The 16,614-nt window shown below is 56.2% G+C and carries 18 protein-coding genes; 6 read left to right on the top strand and 12 right to left on the bottom strand.

Going from position 1 to position 16,614, the window contains the following annotated elements; all coding sequences use genetic code 11:
* Positions 1-81: 81 nt before the first annotated feature.
* Together acrB and DWZ82_RS14305 are read right to left on the bottom strand one after the other, a co-directional pair.
* Positions 82-882, bottom strand: a complete 801-nt coding sequence (gene acrB, locus DWZ82_RS14310; RefSeq protein ID WP_118361149.1) for an acryloyl-CoA reductase electron transfer subunit gamma — start codon at positions 880-882, stop codon at positions 82-84.
* A 21-nt stretch (positions 883-903) separates the two neighbouring features.
* Positions 904-2,055 (bottom strand): acyl-CoA dehydrogenase, encoded by a 1,152-nt coding sequence (locus DWZ82_RS14305; protein WP_118361151.1) that lies wholly within the window; start codon positions 2,053-2,055, stop codon positions 904-906.
* A 353-nt stretch (positions 2,056-2,408) separates the two neighbouring features.
* Between DWZ82_RS14305 and asnB the strand changes: the two genes are divergently transcribed.
* Complete coding sequence (asnB, locus tag DWZ82_RS14300) at positions 2,409-4,238, top strand: asparagine synthase (glutamine-hydrolyzing) (protein ID WP_118481352.1); 1,830 nt, start codon at positions 2,409-2,411, stop codon at positions 4,236-4,238.
* Positions 4,239-4,297: 59 nt separating this feature from the next.
* Here asnB and DWZ82_RS14295 read toward each other — a convergent pair whose 3' ends face one another.
* Positions 4,298-4,756, bottom strand: a complete 459-nt coding sequence (locus tag DWZ82_RS14295) for a heme-degrading domain-containing protein (protein WP_118481351.1) — start codon at positions 4,754-4,756, stop codon at positions 4,298-4,300.
* 89 nt (positions 4,757-4,845) lie between these two features.
* Here DWZ82_RS14295 and DWZ82_RS14290 point away from each other — a divergent pair, with 89 nt between their 5' ends.
* The 3 genes from DWZ82_RS14290 to DWZ82_RS14280 are packed head-to-tail and all read left to right on the top strand — an operon-like array spanning position 4,846 to position 7,283.
* Positions 4,846-5,274: a carboxypeptidase regulatory-like domain-containing protein gene (locus DWZ82_RS14290; protein WP_117489129.1), complete on the top strand. Its 429-nt coding sequence runs from the start codon at positions 4,846-4,848 to the stop codon at positions 5,272-5,274.
* Positions 5,275-5,288: 14 nt separating this feature from the next.
* A complete protein-coding gene (locus tag DWZ82_RS14285) occupies positions 5,289-6,713 on the top strand; it encodes a peptidoglycan-binding protein (protein WP_118481350.1) in 1,425 nt (474 codons plus the stop codon).
* Positions 6,714-7,283: a peptidoglycan-binding domain-containing protein gene (locus tag DWZ82_RS14280; RefSeq protein ID WP_118286044.1), complete on the top strand. Its 570-nt coding sequence runs from the start codon at positions 6,714-6,716 to the stop codon at positions 7,281-7,283.
* A gap of 46 nt (positions 7,284-7,329) precedes the next feature.
* On the opposite strand, the gene DWZ82_RS14275 is transcribed toward DWZ82_RS14280, so the two are convergent.
* The 6 genes from DWZ82_RS14275 to DWZ82_RS14250 form a co-directional block, all read right to left on the bottom strand.
* Complete coding sequence (locus DWZ82_RS14275) at positions 7,330-8,109, bottom strand: ABC transporter ATP-binding protein (RefSeq protein WP_110435947.1); 780 nt, start codon at positions 8,107-8,109, stop codon at positions 7,330-7,332.
* Position 8,110: 1 nt separating this feature from the next.
* A complete protein-coding gene (locus tag DWZ82_RS14270) occupies positions 8,111-9,052 on the bottom strand; it encodes an ABC transporter permease (RefSeq protein WP_118481349.1) in 942 nt (313 codons plus the stop codon).
* Positions 9,053-9,246: 194 nt separating this feature from the next.
* Positions 9,247-10,413, bottom strand: coding sequence for a cation diffusion facilitator family transporter (locus tag DWZ82_RS14265; protein ID WP_118361163.1), 1,167 nt, complete (start codon positions 10,411-10,413; stop codon positions 9,247-9,249).
* On the bottom strand, positions 10,410-10,694 hold the full coding sequence (locus tag DWZ82_RS14260) for a DUF1294 domain-containing protein (RefSeq protein WP_118361165.1): 285 nt from the start codon (positions 10,692-10,694) through the stop codon (positions 10,410-10,412). Before DWZ82_RS14260 ends, DWZ82_RS14265 begins: the two co-directional genes overlap by 4 nt.
* A 467-nt stretch (positions 10,695-11,161) precedes the next feature.
* A complete protein-coding gene (locus tag DWZ82_RS14255; RefSeq protein ID WP_118481348.1) occupies positions 11,162-12,079 on the bottom strand; it encodes a zinc dependent phospholipase C family protein in 918 nt (305 codons plus the stop codon).
* Between the two features lie 211 nt (positions 12,080-12,290).
* On the bottom strand, positions 12,291-12,872 hold the full coding sequence (locus DWZ82_RS14250; protein WP_118481347.1) for an ECF transporter S component: 582 nt from the start codon (positions 12,870-12,872) through the stop codon (positions 12,291-12,293).
* A gap of 147 nt (positions 12,873-13,019) precedes the next feature.
* Here DWZ82_RS14250 and spoVAC point away from each other — a divergent pair, with 147 nt between their 5' ends.
* On the top strand, positions 13,020-13,469 hold the full coding sequence (gene spoVAC, locus DWZ82_RS14245) for a stage V sporulation protein AC (protein WP_117489141.1): 450 nt from the start codon (positions 13,020-13,022) through the stop codon (positions 13,467-13,469).
* Positions 13,466-14,239 carry a hypothetical protein gene (locus DWZ82_RS14240; protein ID WP_118481346.1) on the top strand — a complete coding sequence of 258 codons (774 nt, stop codon included), beginning with the start codon at positions 13,466-13,468 and terminating at the stop codon, positions 14,237-14,239. Before spoVAC ends, DWZ82_RS14240 begins: the two co-directional genes overlap by 4 nt.
* 47 nt (positions 14,240-14,286) lie before the next feature.
* Here DWZ82_RS14240 and DWZ82_RS14235 read toward each other — a convergent pair whose 3' ends face one another.
* From DWZ82_RS14235 to DWZ82_RS14225, 3 genes are all read right to left on the bottom strand, one after another.
* Entirely contained in the window at positions 14,287-14,610 is a 324-nt protein-coding gene (locus DWZ82_RS14235; protein WP_118481345.1) for a hypothetical protein, read from the bottom strand.
* Between the two features lie 197 nt (positions 14,611-14,807).
* Complete coding sequence (gene gltA / locus DWZ82_RS14230) at positions 14,808-16,202, bottom strand: NADPH-dependent glutamate synthase (protein WP_118481344.1); 1,395 nt, start codon at positions 16,200-16,202, stop codon at positions 14,808-14,810.
* 1 nt (position 16,203) lies between these two features.
* Positions 16,204-16,614 (bottom strand): iron-sulfur cluster-binding protein (locus DWZ82_RS14225; protein WP_442861243.1); only part of this gene is annotated, 411 nt, incomplete at its 5' end.

Genomic DNA, 16,614 nt, shown 5'->3' with positions numbered 1-16,614 from the left:
TGCTCACAGAATACCCATACGCCGGAAAAATCGGCGAGGTTGGTGTTATTAAAATCAGCCATTGTTCTGTTCTCCTTTCAATCAGATAATATGCTTCTTCAGCAGTTCAGCCGCCAGAGTCTCACAGGTAGCCTTGTCAGCGCCCTCGAGCATCTTGCCCTGACCCTTCTGCGGGGGAGTGAAAGACTTGAAGATATTGGTGGGAGAACCCTTCAGACCAATGGTGGTCGGATCGATCAGCGGATCGTCCTTCAGGGTGTTGTAATCATATACGGAAACCGGAGCGGAGTAGCAGTCCATGATGCCGCCGAGGGACATGTAGCGGGGCTCGTTCAGCTCCTTAATGCAGGTCAGCAGGCACGGGGTCTGGGTCTCGATGGTCATGTGGCCGTCCTCGAGCATACGCTTAACAACAACCTTGTCGCCATCCTTCTCGATGCCGGCAACGTAGGAAACCTGCGGGATGTCCAGCTTCTCAGCGATCTGAGAACCAACCTGAGCGGTATCACCGTCGATAGCCTGACGGCCGCAGAATACGATGTCGTCCTTCTCCAGGCCAACCTTCTTAACAGCAGCAGCCAGGATCTGGGAAGTAGCAAAGGTATCGGAACCGCCGAACTCACGAGCGGAAACCAGAACGCCTTCATCAGCGCCGCGAGCGATCAGCTCACGCAGCATGCCCTCTGCCGGGGGAGGACCCATGGTAATAACAACGACCTTGCAGCCGGTAGCGTCCTTCAGCTTCAGAGCAGCCTCTACAGCGTTCAGGTCGTCCGGGTTGGTGATGGTCTGCATGGATGCACGATTCAGGGTGCCATCGGGATTAACAGCAACCTTGCCGGAGGTATCCGGAACCTGCTTTACACAAACAATTGCCTTCATAGTTCAGTTTTCCTCCTTTTCTTAGCGCAGAACCTGACCAGCGATGACCATTCTCTGAACCTGAGAAGTGCCCTCGTAGATCTCGGTGATCTTAGCGTCACGCATCATGCGCTCCATCGGGTACTCACGGATGTAACCGTAGCCGCCGTAAATCTGTACGCACTTGGTGGTAACGTCCATTGCAACCTCAGAAGCGTACAGCTTAGCCATAGCAGCTTCCTTGGTGAACGGCAGACCAACATCGTGGTTGAATGCAGCACGGCGAACCAGCAGACGAGCAGCGTCGATCTGAGTTGCCATGTCAGCTACCATCCACTGCAGGCCCTGGAACTTGTCAAGGGTCTTGCCGAACTGTACGCGCTCCTTCATGTACTGGATAGCCTTATCCAGAGCGCCCTGTGCGATGCCCAGAGCCTGAGAAGCGATACCGATACGGCCGCCGTCCAGAGTCATCATAGCGATCTTGAAGCCGCCGTTCTCCTTGCCCAGCAGACGGTCTGCCGGCAGATGAACGTCCTCGAAGATCAGCTCAGCGGTCTGAGAACCACGGATGCCCATCTTGTGCTCGATCTTGCCGATGGAGAAGCCCGGGTCGTCCTTGTCAACGATGAACGCAGAAATGCCCTTGTTGCCCTTGGTCTTGTCGGTCATAGCAAATACAACGTAGGTATCTGCACGGCCGCCGCCGGTGATGAACACCTTGGAGCCGTTCATGATGTAGGAGCCGTCCTCCTGCTTAACAGCAATGGTCTGCTGTGCAGCGGAGTCGGTACCTGCGTTCGGCTCGGTCAGGCCGAATGCACCGATCTTGGCGCCTTCCTTCGGCTCGATCAGCGGACGCAGCCACTTTTCCTTCTGCTCCGGGGTACCGAAAGCGTAAATCGGCCAAGCACCCAGGGTGCCGTGAGCGGACATAATGCCGCCGGTGGTACCGCATACGCGGCTCATCTCTTCGATAGCGATAGAATAGCAGATATAGTTACCGCCGGAGCCGCCGACTTCCTTCGGGAACTGAATGCCCATCAGGCCGTACTTCATCAGCTTCTGAACGGTTTCCTCCGGATAGCGCTCTTCCGCATCGATCTCAGCTGCGATCGGCTCTACTTCATTCAGAGCGAACTCGCGGCACATCTTCTGGAACAGTGCTTCTTCTTTTGTAAGCCTAAAATCCATGCCATAAACCTCCCAAAAATAAATAATAGCGGACACGCACAAAAACACAGCGCACACGGTCATTGGCCGCAGCGCCGCGCCCAGCGAGGTCCTTGTTTGGAGCATGTCTATCTCTATTATATCGTTCGGAAACCATTTGTCAAGGATTTAACATTCTTTTTACTGATAAAATCCGCACTCCATTTTTTGTGCGTTTCTGCCAAATGTCGGCAGGAACGAACGCACATTGCACGCAATCCTCATCCTGTTCTGTCGCCGCTTATATTTTTTAGAAAAATTACGATTTCACTTCATATTTTTCACATTTAATACATATAACAGAAGGAAACCATCAATCAGAGGAGGAATCGCCTATGTGTGGTATCGGCGGTTTTGTCGATTATGAACGCGACGCACGCCGCGGCGGACCGATCCTTCACGGAATGAAGCGAACGCTTACGCCGCGCGGGCCGGATGCCGAAGGCACGTATTTTGACGAGGACACAGCGCTTATCCATCGGCGGCTGATCGTCATTGATCCGGAGGGCGGCAAGCAGCCAATGTGTTCTCCCGACAGAAATACTATCCTTATATATAACGGAGAGTTATATAACACGCCGGAATTGCGTACAGAACTTATGTCACGCGGTCACGAGTTTGTCGGACATTCGGACACTGAAGTGCTGCTGCACGCCTATCTCGAGTGGAAAACCGACGCATTTGCGCGGCTGAACGGCATTTTCGCCTTTGCCATCTGGGAGAAACGCGAACGCCGACTGACGCTCTGCCGCGACCGACTGGGCGTGAAACCGCTGTTTTTCGCTCCCATTCGCAACGGTCTGACCTTCGGTTCGACCATTGACACCGTGCTGTGCCATCCGGAGATCGAGCCTGCGCTCGACGAGGATGGTCTGCGCACGCTGCTGCTGCTCGGTCCGGCTCGCCCGCCGGAATCCGGTGTTTTTCGGCAGATTTCCTCACTTATGCCCGGGCATTTTGCGGTTCTTACGCCGGAAGCCTTCACCGATCACACCTACTGGAAACTCGAGGCGCACGAGCATGAGGACGACCTGCCGACTACCGTCGAGCGCACGCACACGCTCATCTGCGATGCCGCCCGCCGTCAGCTGGTCAGCGATGTGCCGCTGGCGTGTTTCCTGTCCGGCGGACTGGATTCGTCCATCCTGTCCATGCTGGCGGCGAAAGATTACGCGGCCCGCGGCGAAACGCTGCATACCTGGTCGGTGGATTATCGGGACAACGATAAATATTTTACAAAGAGTATATTTCAACCTAATAGTGACGATTCGTATATTGACCAAATGGTGGATTTTCTCAGTACGCACCATCATCGCGTTGTGCTCGAGCCGGAGGCACTGTGCGCGGCCCTGCTGCCCGCGACGGATGCACGTGCGCTGCCCGGCATGGCGGATGTGGACTCCTCCCTGCTGCTGTTCTGTGCGGCCGTCAAGCGCGGCGGAACCACCGTTTGCCTGTCCGGCGAGTGCGCCGACGAGTTATTCGGCGGCTATCCGTGGTACCACCGTGAGGAAATTCTGTTTGAAGATACGTTTCCGTGGTCACGGTCGGTCGGTCTGCGGCTGGGTCTGCTCACACCGGATGCCGTTAGAAACGGCGAGGAATTTGTGCACCAGCACTACCGCGACACCTGCGCCCGCGCACCCAGGCTGCCGTCCGATGACAAAAAAGCAGCCCGGATGCGTGAAATGTTCGTGCTCAATCTTGACTGGTTCATGGCGACCCTGCTCGACCGCAAGGACCGCATGAGCATGTACTCCGGTCTTGAGGTTCGCGTGCCCTTCTGCGACCACCGCATTGTCGAATATGCCTATAACATGCCGTGGGACTTCAAGTCGCTCGAGGGACGCGAAAAGGGCATCGTGCGCCGCGCCTTTGCCGATGAACTGCCCAAAGAGATCGTTTACCGCAAGAAAAGTCCGTATCCGAAAACCTTTCATCCGGTTTATACCCGCTTGTGCGCGGACTATGTCCGCCGTATTTTCGAGGATAACACCTCGGTCGCCGCTTCCCTGTTCGACCGGAATGCCGTACAAAAACTCATGCAGCGACCGGAAAGCCTCGCCGAACCGTGGTTCGGACAGCTGATGCGCACCCCGCAGATTTTCGCGTATATCATCCAGCTTGACCGATGGTTCCGGCATTATCATGTCAAAATAGTATAAAAATAATGGAGAATGAAAAATGATACGTTCATCTTCCATTCTCCATTTAAAATGCTCAATTATGCGAAATACTCCGCCAGTGTGTTAATGATAAGCTGATGATCATCCACATGATCCGGATAACCGGAAACGCAGATGGAACCGATCACGCCGGTACCGCGCAGCCGGATCGGGAAACCGCCGCCTGCGGCGTACTCGTTCGGGTCGAGCTTGCGGTCCGCGAAGGTCTCACCTGCGTCCTCCAGCTCTGCGAAAAACCGCAGCGAGGACGTTTCCATCAGGTCAACCGCGTTGCGCTTGCGCGCGAGCCACAGTTCGCTGTCCGGCTTTGCGCCCTCACCGAAGCAGCGGAACACGACCAGACCGTTCACCGTAATCTCAACCGCAACCGGCTGCTCCTTTGCGTTTTCATGCAGCTTGAGGCCGATTTTCAGCGCATCCTCGCGCGAAAAATGCTCAAACTGAAACTTCTCCTCCTGCTCTGCACACATGGAGATCATTGTTTTGTAATCCTGCATACTGTCCCCGCCTTTCGAGATTTTGCCGCCTTTGCGGCTGTTACCTTTAGTATATCTGTTTTTCCACCTGCTGACAAGGAGGTTTTTTTATGGCTGAACTGACCGACGGCACCGCCGAACTGCGTGTACTCGTCACGACCGCGTTAGGCGCACTGCCGCTTGAAAACGCCATCGTTTCGGTCTCCACCGCGCCGGATGATACCGGCATGCGCACGCTGCTTTACTCGGTCACGACCGACTCCGGCGGCATGACGCCGTCCATGATACTGACAACGCCGCCGCGTAGCAACTCGCTGAGTCCGGGCAGCGGTCCGCCGTTTGCGGTCTACACGGTCGAAATCTCCGCCGAGGGCTACACGCCGCTGACCGCGCTGCACATCGCCATGTTCTCCGGCGTGCCGACCATGCTGCCCGTGGCGCTTACACCGCTCGCGGAAAACCAGAGCTTCGCGCAGACCGACCTGACCGCCACCGGTGCGCCGCAGGCACTCGATCCCGAGTTGCCGGAGAATCCGTAAAAGGAGGGATTGCTTTGCCCGAACCCTATGTTTCCATACCGGAAACCATCACGGTGCACCTCGGTGCGCCGTCCTCGAATGCGCAGAATATCACCGTACCGTTTGCCGATTACATCAAAAATGTTGCCTCGTCCGAGATTTATCCGACCTGGCCCGAGCAGGCCATCCGCGCCAACGTGTACGCACAAATGTCCTATGTGCTCAACCGTGTATTCACCGAATGGTACCGCGCGCAAGGCTACGATTTTGACATCACCAATTCCACGCGGTATGACCAGTCCTTTGTGCCCGGACGGGATATTTTCGAGAATATTTCCACCATCGTAGACGATATGATCGGCACTTACCTCACCCGCGGCGATTCCATCGAGCCGCTGTTCACGCAATACTGCAACGGCACGACCGTCACCTGTCCGGGCGGGCTTAGCCAGTGGGGAACCGTGCCGCTGGCCGAGCAGGGACTTTCCGCCGAGCAGATCTTGCAGTCGTTTTACGGCAGCGACATCAATTTCGTCACCGGTGCACCGCTCTCGCCCAATCTCGGCGGGTCATTTCCCGGTGTAACGCTGCGGCTTGGCGATTTTTCCGAGGATGTCCGCACGATTCAAACGCGCCTTAACCGCATTTCAACCAATTTCCCGAACATTCCGAAAATCTATCCCACAGACGGCGTGTTCAGCGCGGACACCGAACGCGCCGTGCGGGCGTTCCAGCGGCAGTTCAACCTCACCGAGGACGGTCTTGTCGGCCCGGCAACATGGTACCGCATCGCGTTCATTTATAATAATGTCAAGCGCCTGAGCGAGCTCAACAGCGAGGGACTGACCCTCAGTGAGATCTCCCGCCAGTATCCCGAACGGCTGACCGAGGGCATGAGCGGCCCGGGCGTACAGCTTTTGCAGTATTTGCTTGCCATCGTCGGCGAGTTTTATGACGCTCTGCCGCGCTGGCAGGCGGGACAAATCGACGGTATTTTCGGTCCGCAGACCCGCGAAGCCGTGGCTGCGTATCAGCGGCTTGTCGGCCTGCCCATCACCGGTGTGGTGGATCGAGAGACGTGGTATTCCCTGCTTTCCACCTACCAATCCGTGCTGCTCGCCCAGCCTGAGCAGGAGTGGCTCGAAGAATTTATCGGCCTGCCGGAAACCTTTCTCGTCAAGGGGATGCGCGGCGAAGCCGTGCGGCAGGCGCAGCAGCTCATCAACATCATCGCCCGCGGCTACGCCGAAGTGCCCGCTGTCACGGTAGACGGCATTTTCGGAGACGCGACCGAGTCCTCGGTGTCAGTCATCCAGTCGCTGCTCGGTCTGCCCACCACGGGCGCTATCGGCCCGCTGACCTGGGAAGGCATGGCTGATCTCGCCGAAACCGTGCTGGTCGGCAGCCAGAGTGCCAGAGGACAGTATCCCGGCTATCCCGTTGGAGAGGAGGCAACGTGATTGTACACCGATGCACAAAAATGCAGCCATATTTTCGATTTGCAGACCTTTCTGCGGCGTATTCAGCAGGCTGAGGGCAGTGCTGCACCGCTCGTGCCGGACGGCATCTGGGATGCAAAGACTGCCGCTGCCGTGCGCGAATACCAGCAGCAGAACTGCCTTCCGGTGACGGGCATCGCCGACCAGCGCACATGGAACGCCATCTACGCTACATATGCCGCGCTTATCGCCGCCGATGCACTTCCCATGCAGACGGCATTCTTCCCGCCGGAGAGCGATGCCGTGCTGAAGCCGGGCGCGAAAAGTCCCACGGTGTATGTGCTCCAGCTCATGCTGGGCGAAACTGCGCCGCATTATAACCGGATTGCCGCCGTGCCGCTCACCGGCGAGTACGATGCGGATACACAGTCCGCTGTCAGACATGCACAGAAAATTTTTCAGCTGCCCGAGACCGGCATTACCGATCGAGCCACATGGCAGGCACTGACAGGGCTGCACAATGCTTTGTTCCAGCGGACACCGCTCGGTTGGCAAATCAATGGAGAATTGCGATTGGAAAATGAAAAATGAACACAAAAAGACCCCGAAACCAGGTTCCGGGGTCTTTCTATTCGCCTTATTCGCTGAGCAGCATACGGTCGCTCTCGATATTGAACTTCTCGAGCAGGTCGCGGACGGTAAGGTTCTTCTTTTCCTCACCGCGGATATCAACGACAACGCGACCGGCATCCATCATAATCAGACGGTTGCCGTACTGGATGGCGTTCTTCATGTTATGCGTTACCATCAGTGTGGTGAGGTTGTCGCGTGCGACGATCTCTTCGGTGATCTGCAGCACCTTATCTGCGGTTTTCGGATCGAGCGCTGCGGTATGCTCGTCGAGCAGCAGCAGATCCGGCTTGCGCAGGGTGGCCATCAGCAGGGTCAGTGCCTGACGCTGACCGCCGGACAGCAGACCGACCTTACTGGTCATGCGGTTCTCCAGTCCCAGACCGAGCGTTGCCAGCTTTTCACGATACAGCTCGCGTTCCTCGTTCGTGATACCGGAGCCGAGGCCGCGCTTCTGACCGCGGCGGTATGCCAACGCCAGATTCTCCTCGATACCCATGGTAGCGGCAGTACCCATCATCGGGTCCTGAAATACGCGGCCGAGGAAACGCGCGCGCTTATGCTCGGGCAAATTGGTCAGATCGTAGCCGTTCAGATGAATCATGCCCGCATCCACCGGATACACGCCTGCGATCAGGTTCAGCGTGGTGGACTTGCCGGCGCCGTTGCCGCCGATGATGGTGACAAAATCGCCGTCCTCCAGGGTCAGGTTCAGGTTGTCAATGGCACGCTTTTCGTTTACCGTGCCCGCGTTGAAGGTCTTGTAAATCCCTTTGAGCTGCAGCATGTTACTTGGCCTCCTTCGCATCAGTCTTTGCGGCACTCTTGGCTGCACCGCGGAAATACTTGCCCTTCCAGTACGGAACAGCAAGGAAGATTGCAACGACGAAAGCCGAGATCAGCTTCAGGTCGTTGGTGTTCAGGCCGAGGTTGAGGACCACCTGAATAACCAGATAGTACACAACCGCACCGAGCGATACGCCGAGCAGGCGCAGCGCAAAGTTGCGGAAAATACGGCTGAATAGCACCTCACCGATGATGACAGCGGCAAGGCCGATAACGATAGCGCCACGGCCGGCGTTGACATCCGCGAAGCCCTGATACTGGCAGTACAGCGCACTTGCCAGCGCAACCAGACCGTTGGACAGCATCAGGCCGAGCACCTTGACAAAATCCACGTTGATGCCCTGTGCACGGCTCATGTTCGGGTTTGCGCCGGTCGCACGGATGGAGCAGCCGAGCGCCGTACCGAAGAACCAGTACAGCAGCGCGATAACCACAATCGTAAAGACAGCCGCAACGAAAATCGGATTTTCGATAGTCAGCTTCTTGACGTTGCGCAGCGATACAAGCAGCTTGTAGTTGTCCGGATTGATCGCTACATTTGCTTTTTTGTCCATAATGCGCAGGTTAATGGAGAACAGCGCCAGCTGTGTCAAAATACCGGCCAGAATCGCCGGAATACCCATACAGGTATGCAGAATACCGGTAATCAGTCCGGCCAGCATGCCGGCAAGGAAAGCGCACAGCATTGCCACCCATACATTCGCGCCGTGCGTCATCATAACGATGCACACCGCACCGCCGGTCGCCATCGTACCATCGACGGTCAGGTCGGCCAGATCGAGCACCTTAAAGGTGATGAATACGCCGATCGCCATCAGTCCCCAGATCAAACCCTGCGCCACTGCACCGGGAAGTGCGGAAAGCAGGCCCGAGAAAAAGCTCACTTAAATTCCCCCAAACAATAATGTTATCTGATAAAGCGTAAAAACGCTATCTTCATTATAGCAAATTTTCGGGTTATTGCAATGATAACTTGCCGTTTTCGCGGATTATTTTGTTTCCTACCGTTTTTCTATGCTATTTTTAGCAGAAAAAGGAGATGCGAAAGCACCTCCTTTTTCTGCTTATTATTTTCTTATCACATCTGATGATCGAGCGTTACAACCGGATTATAGCGCGAGTCGATCGCTTTCAGGCTGTCATAGATCTTCATCAGCAGGTCGCGTTTGGCATCCTCATCATAGGAAAACGGCACAACAACGTCGAAAATCAGGTTGATCTGGCGTTTGCCGTCCACTACGCGGAAGTCGTGCATGGTAAGCTGTCCGTCGATCTCACGGAGCACGCCGTCGGTCTGCTCACGCAGCGCGTTGACATACGCATTATTGATATCGATCGGATCCATGTGAATGACTAGATACACACCGGTCTGCTGCCAGACACGCTTTTCGGCCTCGTCGATTTCCTCGTGCACAGCCACAAAGTCCGAGTCACTCGGCACCTCAGCATGCAGCGACGCAATCGAGCGTCCTGCGCCGTAGTTGTGGATGATCATATCGTGTACGCCGACAATATGGTCGGATTCCATTACAATCCGCCGGATATTGCGGGCAACCACCGGATCGGCGGCTTCGCCGAGCAGCGGCGCAACCGTATCCTTCGCAATGCCGATGCCCGACCAGAGAATGAACGCGGCAACGGCAACGCCCACATAGCCGTCCACCGGCAGCGTGGTAAACCGGCCGGCTACCATGCCGAGTACGACAACAGCCGTGGTAATAACATCATTACGGCTGTCCTGACCGGCAGCCATCAGCACCGGAGAATCGATTCTGCGGCCGATATTGACGTTGAATGCGCCCATCCACAGCTTAACCAGCATGGATACGGCAAGAATTCCCATCAGCACCGCCGAGAACGCTACGGCAGCCGGATGCAGAATGCGGTCGAGCGAGGTTTTGAAAAACTCGAAGCCGACCAGAATGATGATGAACGAGACGATCAGTCCCGCGATGTACTCGGTACGTCCGTAGCCGAACGGGTGCTTCGCATCCGGCTCCTTGCCGGAAACCTTGAAGCCGACAATGGAAATCAGGCAGGACAGACCGTCCGACAGGTTGTTGAATGCGTCCGCCGCGATGGAAATCGACCCTGTAAGCAGACCAATGATCAGCTTGAGTGCAAACAGGAACAGGTTGCATGCCAGTCCGACCGCGCCGGACAGCACGCCGAATTTTTCACGCACCTGCGAATCGCCGGTGTTTTCCGCATCGCGGATGAAAATATGGATAAGTGCGTTTGTCATAGCAGTCCCTTCATATACAGAATGTTATAAACACCAACAATAATTGCTCCCTGTAGAACCATAATTGCCGGTATGCCGAGCATGAAAATATGGTGCAGGGTCTTGTGACGGATGATGAGCATGGTGGCATACACGCCCGGCCCGCCGCCAATCAGCGCCCAGAAAAACAGCGTGCGCTCGGGCACACGCCTCCAGCCGCGAGCCGCGGCGAGCTTATCGTAAATACAGACAATCGCGCCGATGACGCTGACTGCAATAAAATAGTACAGCACATACTGCACGGTCGCTGCACCTCCTTTCGGATTTCCTACAATTTTACCACAGGCATTGCCGTATTGCAAAGAAATCAGGTCAAAAATAGCCGTGACTAACACAAAAGTAGCGGTGTCTAACAGAAAAGACGCCTTTTCAGGCGTCTTTTGTCAGTTTGTCAAAAAAGTATTATTTTAATTTTTACGCTTCGTGCGGCAGCACGCATAAAATAGAATTTGCGAAGCAAATTCATAAAAAGTCGGGGCGTGTACCTGACTTTTTATACAAGGGAAGAAAAAATGTGCCCGTTAGGGCGCGGTTTTTCTTCAGTATTCGCTCGAAAGCGTGGTTTCGAACGAGAGGCTGCTCGGAAAACGATAGTTTTTCGACAGCCTCACAAAAGACGCCTTTTCAGGCGCCTTTTGTCTTTTACCGTCTTTTTCCCTTGCAATCGCAATGACAAATGAAAAATGCACTCACATTTTATTTTTCATTATCATTTTTTCGGGTTGCCGCTGTCGAACGGCTCATCAAAGTGATAGTGCATCAGCCAGCCTGCGTCAAACTGCGCGGCGTACTGTCCGGCGAGCGAGGCGGCACGAATACGCGCCAGACCGAACAGCTCCGGAACGGAATCCGTGCGGGTTTCGTCCGGTTTCCACAGGTTATGCCACGGCTGATGAGCCAGATTGAGCGCATCCCACGCCGGACGCTCGAGCTTCATGTGACCGGTGAGCAGGGCGCCTCGACCAAGCAAGGCTTCCGCCTTTTTCGCTCCGCGATAGACGGCGCGGCTCTCCGAATAGAGAAAACCCTCCCACGAGGTCATTTCCACGAATGAACGACGCAGATCATGCGTGGAAACGTCCGCTCCGTATACGGTTTTGAGCGTTGCGTGCAGCACAACCGACAGCACCGCCTGCTCGACCGGCGAAAGCCGGTAGCGTTCCTCCGGATCGAACTCAGTGATGGGGCGATGGCATGCACGTTCGTAGATCAGATAGTCAATGTCACTTTCAATGCGGCTGTGCACCGCCGATGCGGACAGCTTCGGATTTTCAGCACAGAACCGCACCTGCTGGCAGTAAACGTAGGGATGAATCTCGCTGTCGAGCGCATAATGGCACACGAAGCCATAGAAATACGCCGCTGCGATCTCCTGCGCGTCACCGCTCAGGTCGCGCACCGCACGCGAGAGCGCCGCAAACAGCTCGTCCGTTTTCTCCGAGTGCATGCGGTTGCCCAGCTTGTGCAGCGGACTGCCGAACAGGATTTTCCGGTAAAACAGCGGGTCCGGTCCCTGACACCCCCAGAAAAAGCATGCCGGACGGCACGCCGCTGCCCGCTGCGCCGGTGCGGGAAACACCGTCAGCGCCTGCCTGCCAAATAGATGATGCGATACAAAATCCGCCATACTGTTTTCCTCCTCGCTGTGCTTTTCTTTAGATGATTACAGTATACCACGAAATCTGGCTTTCTGCAAAGCATGAGAAACGCGCCCACCGGTAATCAGTGAGCGCGTCCTCAAACGGATTTGCAGTTAATACCACACCATTAGGCAAGAGCGGTTTGCGAGTAAATTTTGCGTACTGACGCGCCGCAGTTCTAATTGTGCGACATTGCCTTTACTTTTCTGCCATATGGCGGCCGAACGAGGTCGAATTCATCGCCTTCTGCAGCGCCGGCAGAAGCGCCATTGCAACAACTACCGCGATAACGATATTCGGAGGCGAGGTCATCAGCTTCGGAATATTGGCCACAAAAGCCGGAACCAGCGCACTGCCGCCGATCATCAGCTCAATAATACCCTTGAGCATGTACAGCAGCGACGAGAACACCGCACCTGCAAGGCACGCCACGAGGTTGCGCGCAAACTTCTTTGCGGCAGCGGCACCGGCGTAAGCGATCACGCCGCACAGCCATGCCATCAGGAAGAAACGCAGGAAGGTGATCCACGCCTCCGGTGCGTACTCCGGCGTCATCAGGTCGAAGATCATCGAGCCGATACCGGCAGCAAGACCGCCGCGAACCGGTCCGAGCAGCAGGCCGCACAGCAGCACGAACGCGTTTGCGAGCTTGATCATGGTGGTGCCTGTCGGCGTCGGAATGCGGATGGAAAGGAACATGGTAACAACGAATACCACTGCCGCCATCAGACCGATCATCACGATGTCGTACAGCGAAAACGCTTTCTTCTTGGATTCCATCAAAAATCCCCCTAATCTGATATGTTTTATTTATCATACCGCGAATATGGTCTGTCGAAAATGGTCAGTTCGCATTTATTTTACAGGGTCAGATGGATAATCCCGGAACGGCTGGGCAAACTACGCGTACAGAAAGGGGAACCTTGCATGAAACTGGATAAACAAACCTATCAACAGCTGCTCGAACGCAAAAGCCCGAATTCGCCGCTGTGGCGCGACTGCCTGCTGGCGTTTCTCATCGGCGGTGCGATCTGCACGGCCGGCGAGGGTGTGCGGCAGCTTTGGCTCTCCCGCGGACTGGATACCGAAGACACAGCCGCCGCAACCGCCATTACGATGGTGTTTCTCGGTGCCCTGCTCACCTGCCTGCATTTGTACGAAAAGCTTGCAAAATATGCGGGAGCAGGCACGATTGTACCGATCACCGGCTTTGCAAACGCCATTGTTTCTCCGGCGATGGAGTTCAAAAGCGAGGGACTTATCCTCGGTCTGGGTGCAAAGCTGTTCGTTATCGCGGGACCGGTGCTGGTGTACGGCATTTCGGCAAGCGTCATCTACGGTCTCATTCTGTTTTTGACGGGAGGCGGTTCGGTATGATAAAGCGCATCGGCAAGCGCACGCTTGCGCTCGAAAACCGACCGTATCTGCTCGGACACGCGGCGGCAGTCGGCAAAAAAGAGGGCGAAGGCCCGCTCGGTGAGCGGTTTGACTATGTGGCGAAGAATGACCGGATGGGGCAGCGCTCGTGGGAACTGGCAGAGAGCGAGCTGCAAAAGACCGCCATCCGGCTTGCGCTGCGCAAAGCCACCTTGCCCGAGCGTTCGCTCGACCTGATCCTTGCAGGCGACCTGCTCAACCAGTGCATCGGCTCGTTTTTAGCGTCCATGCACGCGAATGTGCCCTATCTCGGGCAGTACGGTGCATGCTCGACGATGGCACAGGGTCTTGCGCTCGGCGGCTGTCTGGTCGAGAGCGGCGCGGCAGACCGCCTGCTTGCGGCAGCTTCCTCGCATTTCTGCTCGGCGGAGCGGCAGTACCGTTTTCCGCTGGCCTACGGCGGGCAGCGCACGCCAACCGCACAATGGACGACTACTGCGGCAGGCGCGGCTATTCTCGGCAGTGAGCCGGTGCCGAACGGCGCGGAGCCGTGCGATGTGCGCGTGACGCATGTCCTGTTCGGCAAAATGGTCGAAATGGGCGTCAAGGACGCAGCCAACATGGGTGCGGCGATGGCACCCGAAGATGTGAATTTAGACCCATACATTTTTCGGCGCGCTGAGCGCTGTGTTTTGCATAAAATCTGCTGTTATCAGAACCATTCATTGGTATTCCCGTCCGAACGAACAAAAACAGACAATCCCACTTGATACCGTACCTGGCATCAAGTGGGATTTTATCTGCGCAAATGCTTTTCTTATCCAAACACCGCAGAGGCGAGCGGATAGACCACAACAAGACAGGCCGCAAGGGACAGCACAAGGAACACGAGGTTCGCCTTGAGCACACCGCGGACCGTCACATGCCCCGGTCCGAAGATGAGCGGTGCCGGCGCACACGCGGACGGCGTCAGAGATGCCATAGCTGCTGCGACACCGATGACAGCGGCAAACGCTCCCAGATGCATGTTGGAACCGGAGAGCAGCGCCAGACCGATATTGAAGAACAGCACCATCGTCACCACATTAGAGAGGAAATTTGTCATGATGAGTGCCGCAACCGCGAGCAGTTCGAGCAGCACCGGACTTTGTATTGAGCAGCACTCTCGTCCGTCCCTATACGGCCTGCTATATGATTTCTGTTCGTCGGTTTTGGAGTTTTCCGTCAGTTTTTGGCTGGTAGCCGGCTTCCTTGTCGCTGCTATATCGAACGCACTGCAAAAACCAGGTTGCGGCTTAATGCACAACCTGGTTTTTCTTTCCTCATATTAAGCAGAAATTACTTGTTCTTATTCTTAATGTACTCGTCCATCGCAGCCGCAGCGCGCTTGCCTGCGCCCATTGCGAGGATAACGGTAGCTGCGCCGGTAACAGCATCGCCGCCGGCGAATACGCCGTCCTTGGAGGTGATGCCGTGCTCATCGTCAGCCACGATGCAGCCCTTGCGGTTGGTATCCAGACCCGGCGTGGTGTGACGGATCAGCGGGTTCGGGCTGGTGCCGATTGCCGCGATGACGCAGTCAAGGTCGAGCACAAACTCGCTGCCCTCGACCGGAATCGGACGGCGGCGGCCGGATGCGTCAGGCTCGCCCAGCTCCATCTGCTGGCACTTGAGGCCGGTGACGTTGAAATTCTCGTCAGACAGCACCTCGAGCGGCGCAGTCAGGAACTTGAATACAACGCCCTCTTCCTTCGCGTGGTGAATCTCCTCCAGACGAGCCGGGAGCTCCTTTTCGGAACGGCGGTATACGATGTAGACCTCTTCCGCGCCCATGCGCTTTGCACAGCGGGCAGCATCCATTGCAACGTTGCCGCCGCCGACTACTGCAACCTTCTTAGCGTGGTAGATCGGGGTGTCGGAGTTCTCCTTGTATGCCTTCATCAGATTGATGCGGGTCAGATACTCGTTTGCGGAGTAAACGCCGTTTGCGTTCTCGCCCGGAACACCGATAAAGGTCGGCAGACCGGCACCGGAGCCAACGAAAATTGCCTCGTAACCGTCACCGAACAGCTCGTCAATGGTCTCAGAACGGCCTACAACAAAGTTCAGCACGAACGCAACACCGAGATCCTTCAGCGTGTCGATCTCCTTCTGCACGATAGCCTTGGGCAGACGGAACTCCGGAATGCCGTACATGAGTACGCCGCCTGCGGTGTGCAGTGCCTCGAAAACGGTAACCTCGTAGCCCATGCGTGCCAGATCGCCTGCGCAGGTCAGACCGGCCGGGCCTGCACCAACGATGGCAACCTTGTGGCCGTTGGATTCCGGCTTTACTGCCTTCTCGGTGCTGTTTTCGCGCGCGTAGTCGGCAACGAAGCGCTCCAGACGGCCGATTGCTACAGCCTCGCCCTTGATGCCGCGCACGCAGTGGCACTCGCACTGGCTCTCCTGCGGGCAGACACGGCCGCAGACAGCCGGCAGTGCGGAGGTCTCCTTGATCTTGGCAGCCGCTTCGAGGAACTTACCCTCTGCAACCAGAGAGATGAACTCCGGAATCTTGACCTGTACCGGGCAGCCGGTCATGCAGGGCTTGTTCTTGCAGTTCAGGCAGCGCTGTGCTTCCTCGATCGCCATTTCAGCGGTATAGCCGAGCGTTACCTCTTCAAAGTTCTTATTGCGGACGTCCGGCGCCTGCTCAGGCATCGGGCACTTGTTCGGATTCATATTCGGCATGTTACTTGACCTCCTTCTTGAACAGATTGCAATGCTCCTCGCGGCGCTCTACAGCCGCGCGCTCCTGTGCCTTGTACATGGCACCGCGGCGCATTGCACTGTCAAAATCAACGAGGTGACCGTCGAAATCCGGGCCGTCAACGCATGCGAACTTGGTCTCGCCGCCAACGGTGAGACGGCAGCCGCCGCACATACCGGTACCGTCAACCATGATGGTGTTCATGGAAACGATGGTCTTGATGCCGTACGGACGGGTGGTCTCGCAGACAAACTTCATCATGATCATCGGGCCGATGGCAATAACAGCATCGTACTGGTTGCCCGCGTCGATCAGCTCCTTGAGCACCTGCGTAACCAGAGCCTTGCGGCCATTCGAGCCGTCGTCGGTCACGATGTGCAGGTTGGTGCAGGC

The sequence above is a fragment of the Butyricicoccus sp. AF35-5AC genome, from assembly GCF_003477715.1.
GTDB classification, from domain to species: Bacteria; Bacillota; Clostridia; order Oscillospirales; family Butyricicoccaceae; genus Agathobaculum; species Agathobaculum butyriciproducens.
The sequence above is the reverse complement of the archived record's forward strand: the minus strand, read 5'-3'. Positions and strand labels throughout refer to the sequence as shown.

Coding starts and splice junctions, on each gene's coding strand:
- acrB (WP_118361149.1), bottom strand. CDS start 882: ATGAAGGCAATTGTTTGTGTAAAGCAGGTTCCGGATACCTCCGGCAAG.
- DWZ82_RS14305 (WP_118361151.1), bottom strand. CDS start 2,055: ATGGATTTTAGGCTTACAAAAGAAGAAGCACTGTTCCAGAAGATGTGC.
- asnB (WP_118481352.1), top strand. CDS start 2,409: ATGTGTGGTATCGGCGGTTTTGTCGATTATGAACGCGACGCACGCCGC.
- DWZ82_RS14295 (WP_118481351.1), bottom strand. CDS start 4,756: ATGCAGGATTACAAAACAATGATCTCCATGTGTGCAGAGCAGGAGGAG.
- DWZ82_RS14290 (WP_117489129.1), top strand. CDS start 4,846: ATGGCTGAACTGACCGACGGCACCGCCGAACTGCGTGTACTCGTCACG.
- DWZ82_RS14275 (WP_110435947.1), bottom strand. CDS start 8,109: ATGCTGCAGCTCAAAGGGATTTACAAGACCTTCAACGCGGGCACGGTA.
- DWZ82_RS14265 (WP_118361163.1), bottom strand. CDS start 10,413: ATGACAAACGCACTTATCCATATTTTCATCCGCGATGCGGAAAACACC.
- DWZ82_RS14255 (WP_118481348.1), bottom strand. CDS start 12,079: ATGGCGGATTTTGTATCGCATCATCTATTTGGCAGGCAGGCGCTGACG.
- DWZ82_RS14250 (WP_118481347.1), bottom strand. CDS start 12,872: ATGGAATCCAAGAAGAAAGCGTTTTCGCTGTACGACATCGTGATGATC.
- spoVAC (WP_117489141.1), top strand. CDS start 13,020: ATGAAACTGGATAAACAAACCTATCAACAGCTGCTCGAACGCAAAAGC.
- DWZ82_RS14240 (WP_118481346.1), top strand. CDS start 13,466: ATGATAAAGCGCATCGGCAAGCGCACGCTTGCGCTCGAAAACCGACCG.
- gltA (WP_118481344.1), bottom strand. CDS start 16,202: ATGCCGAATATGAATCCGAACAAGTGCCCGATGCCTGAGCAGGCGCCG.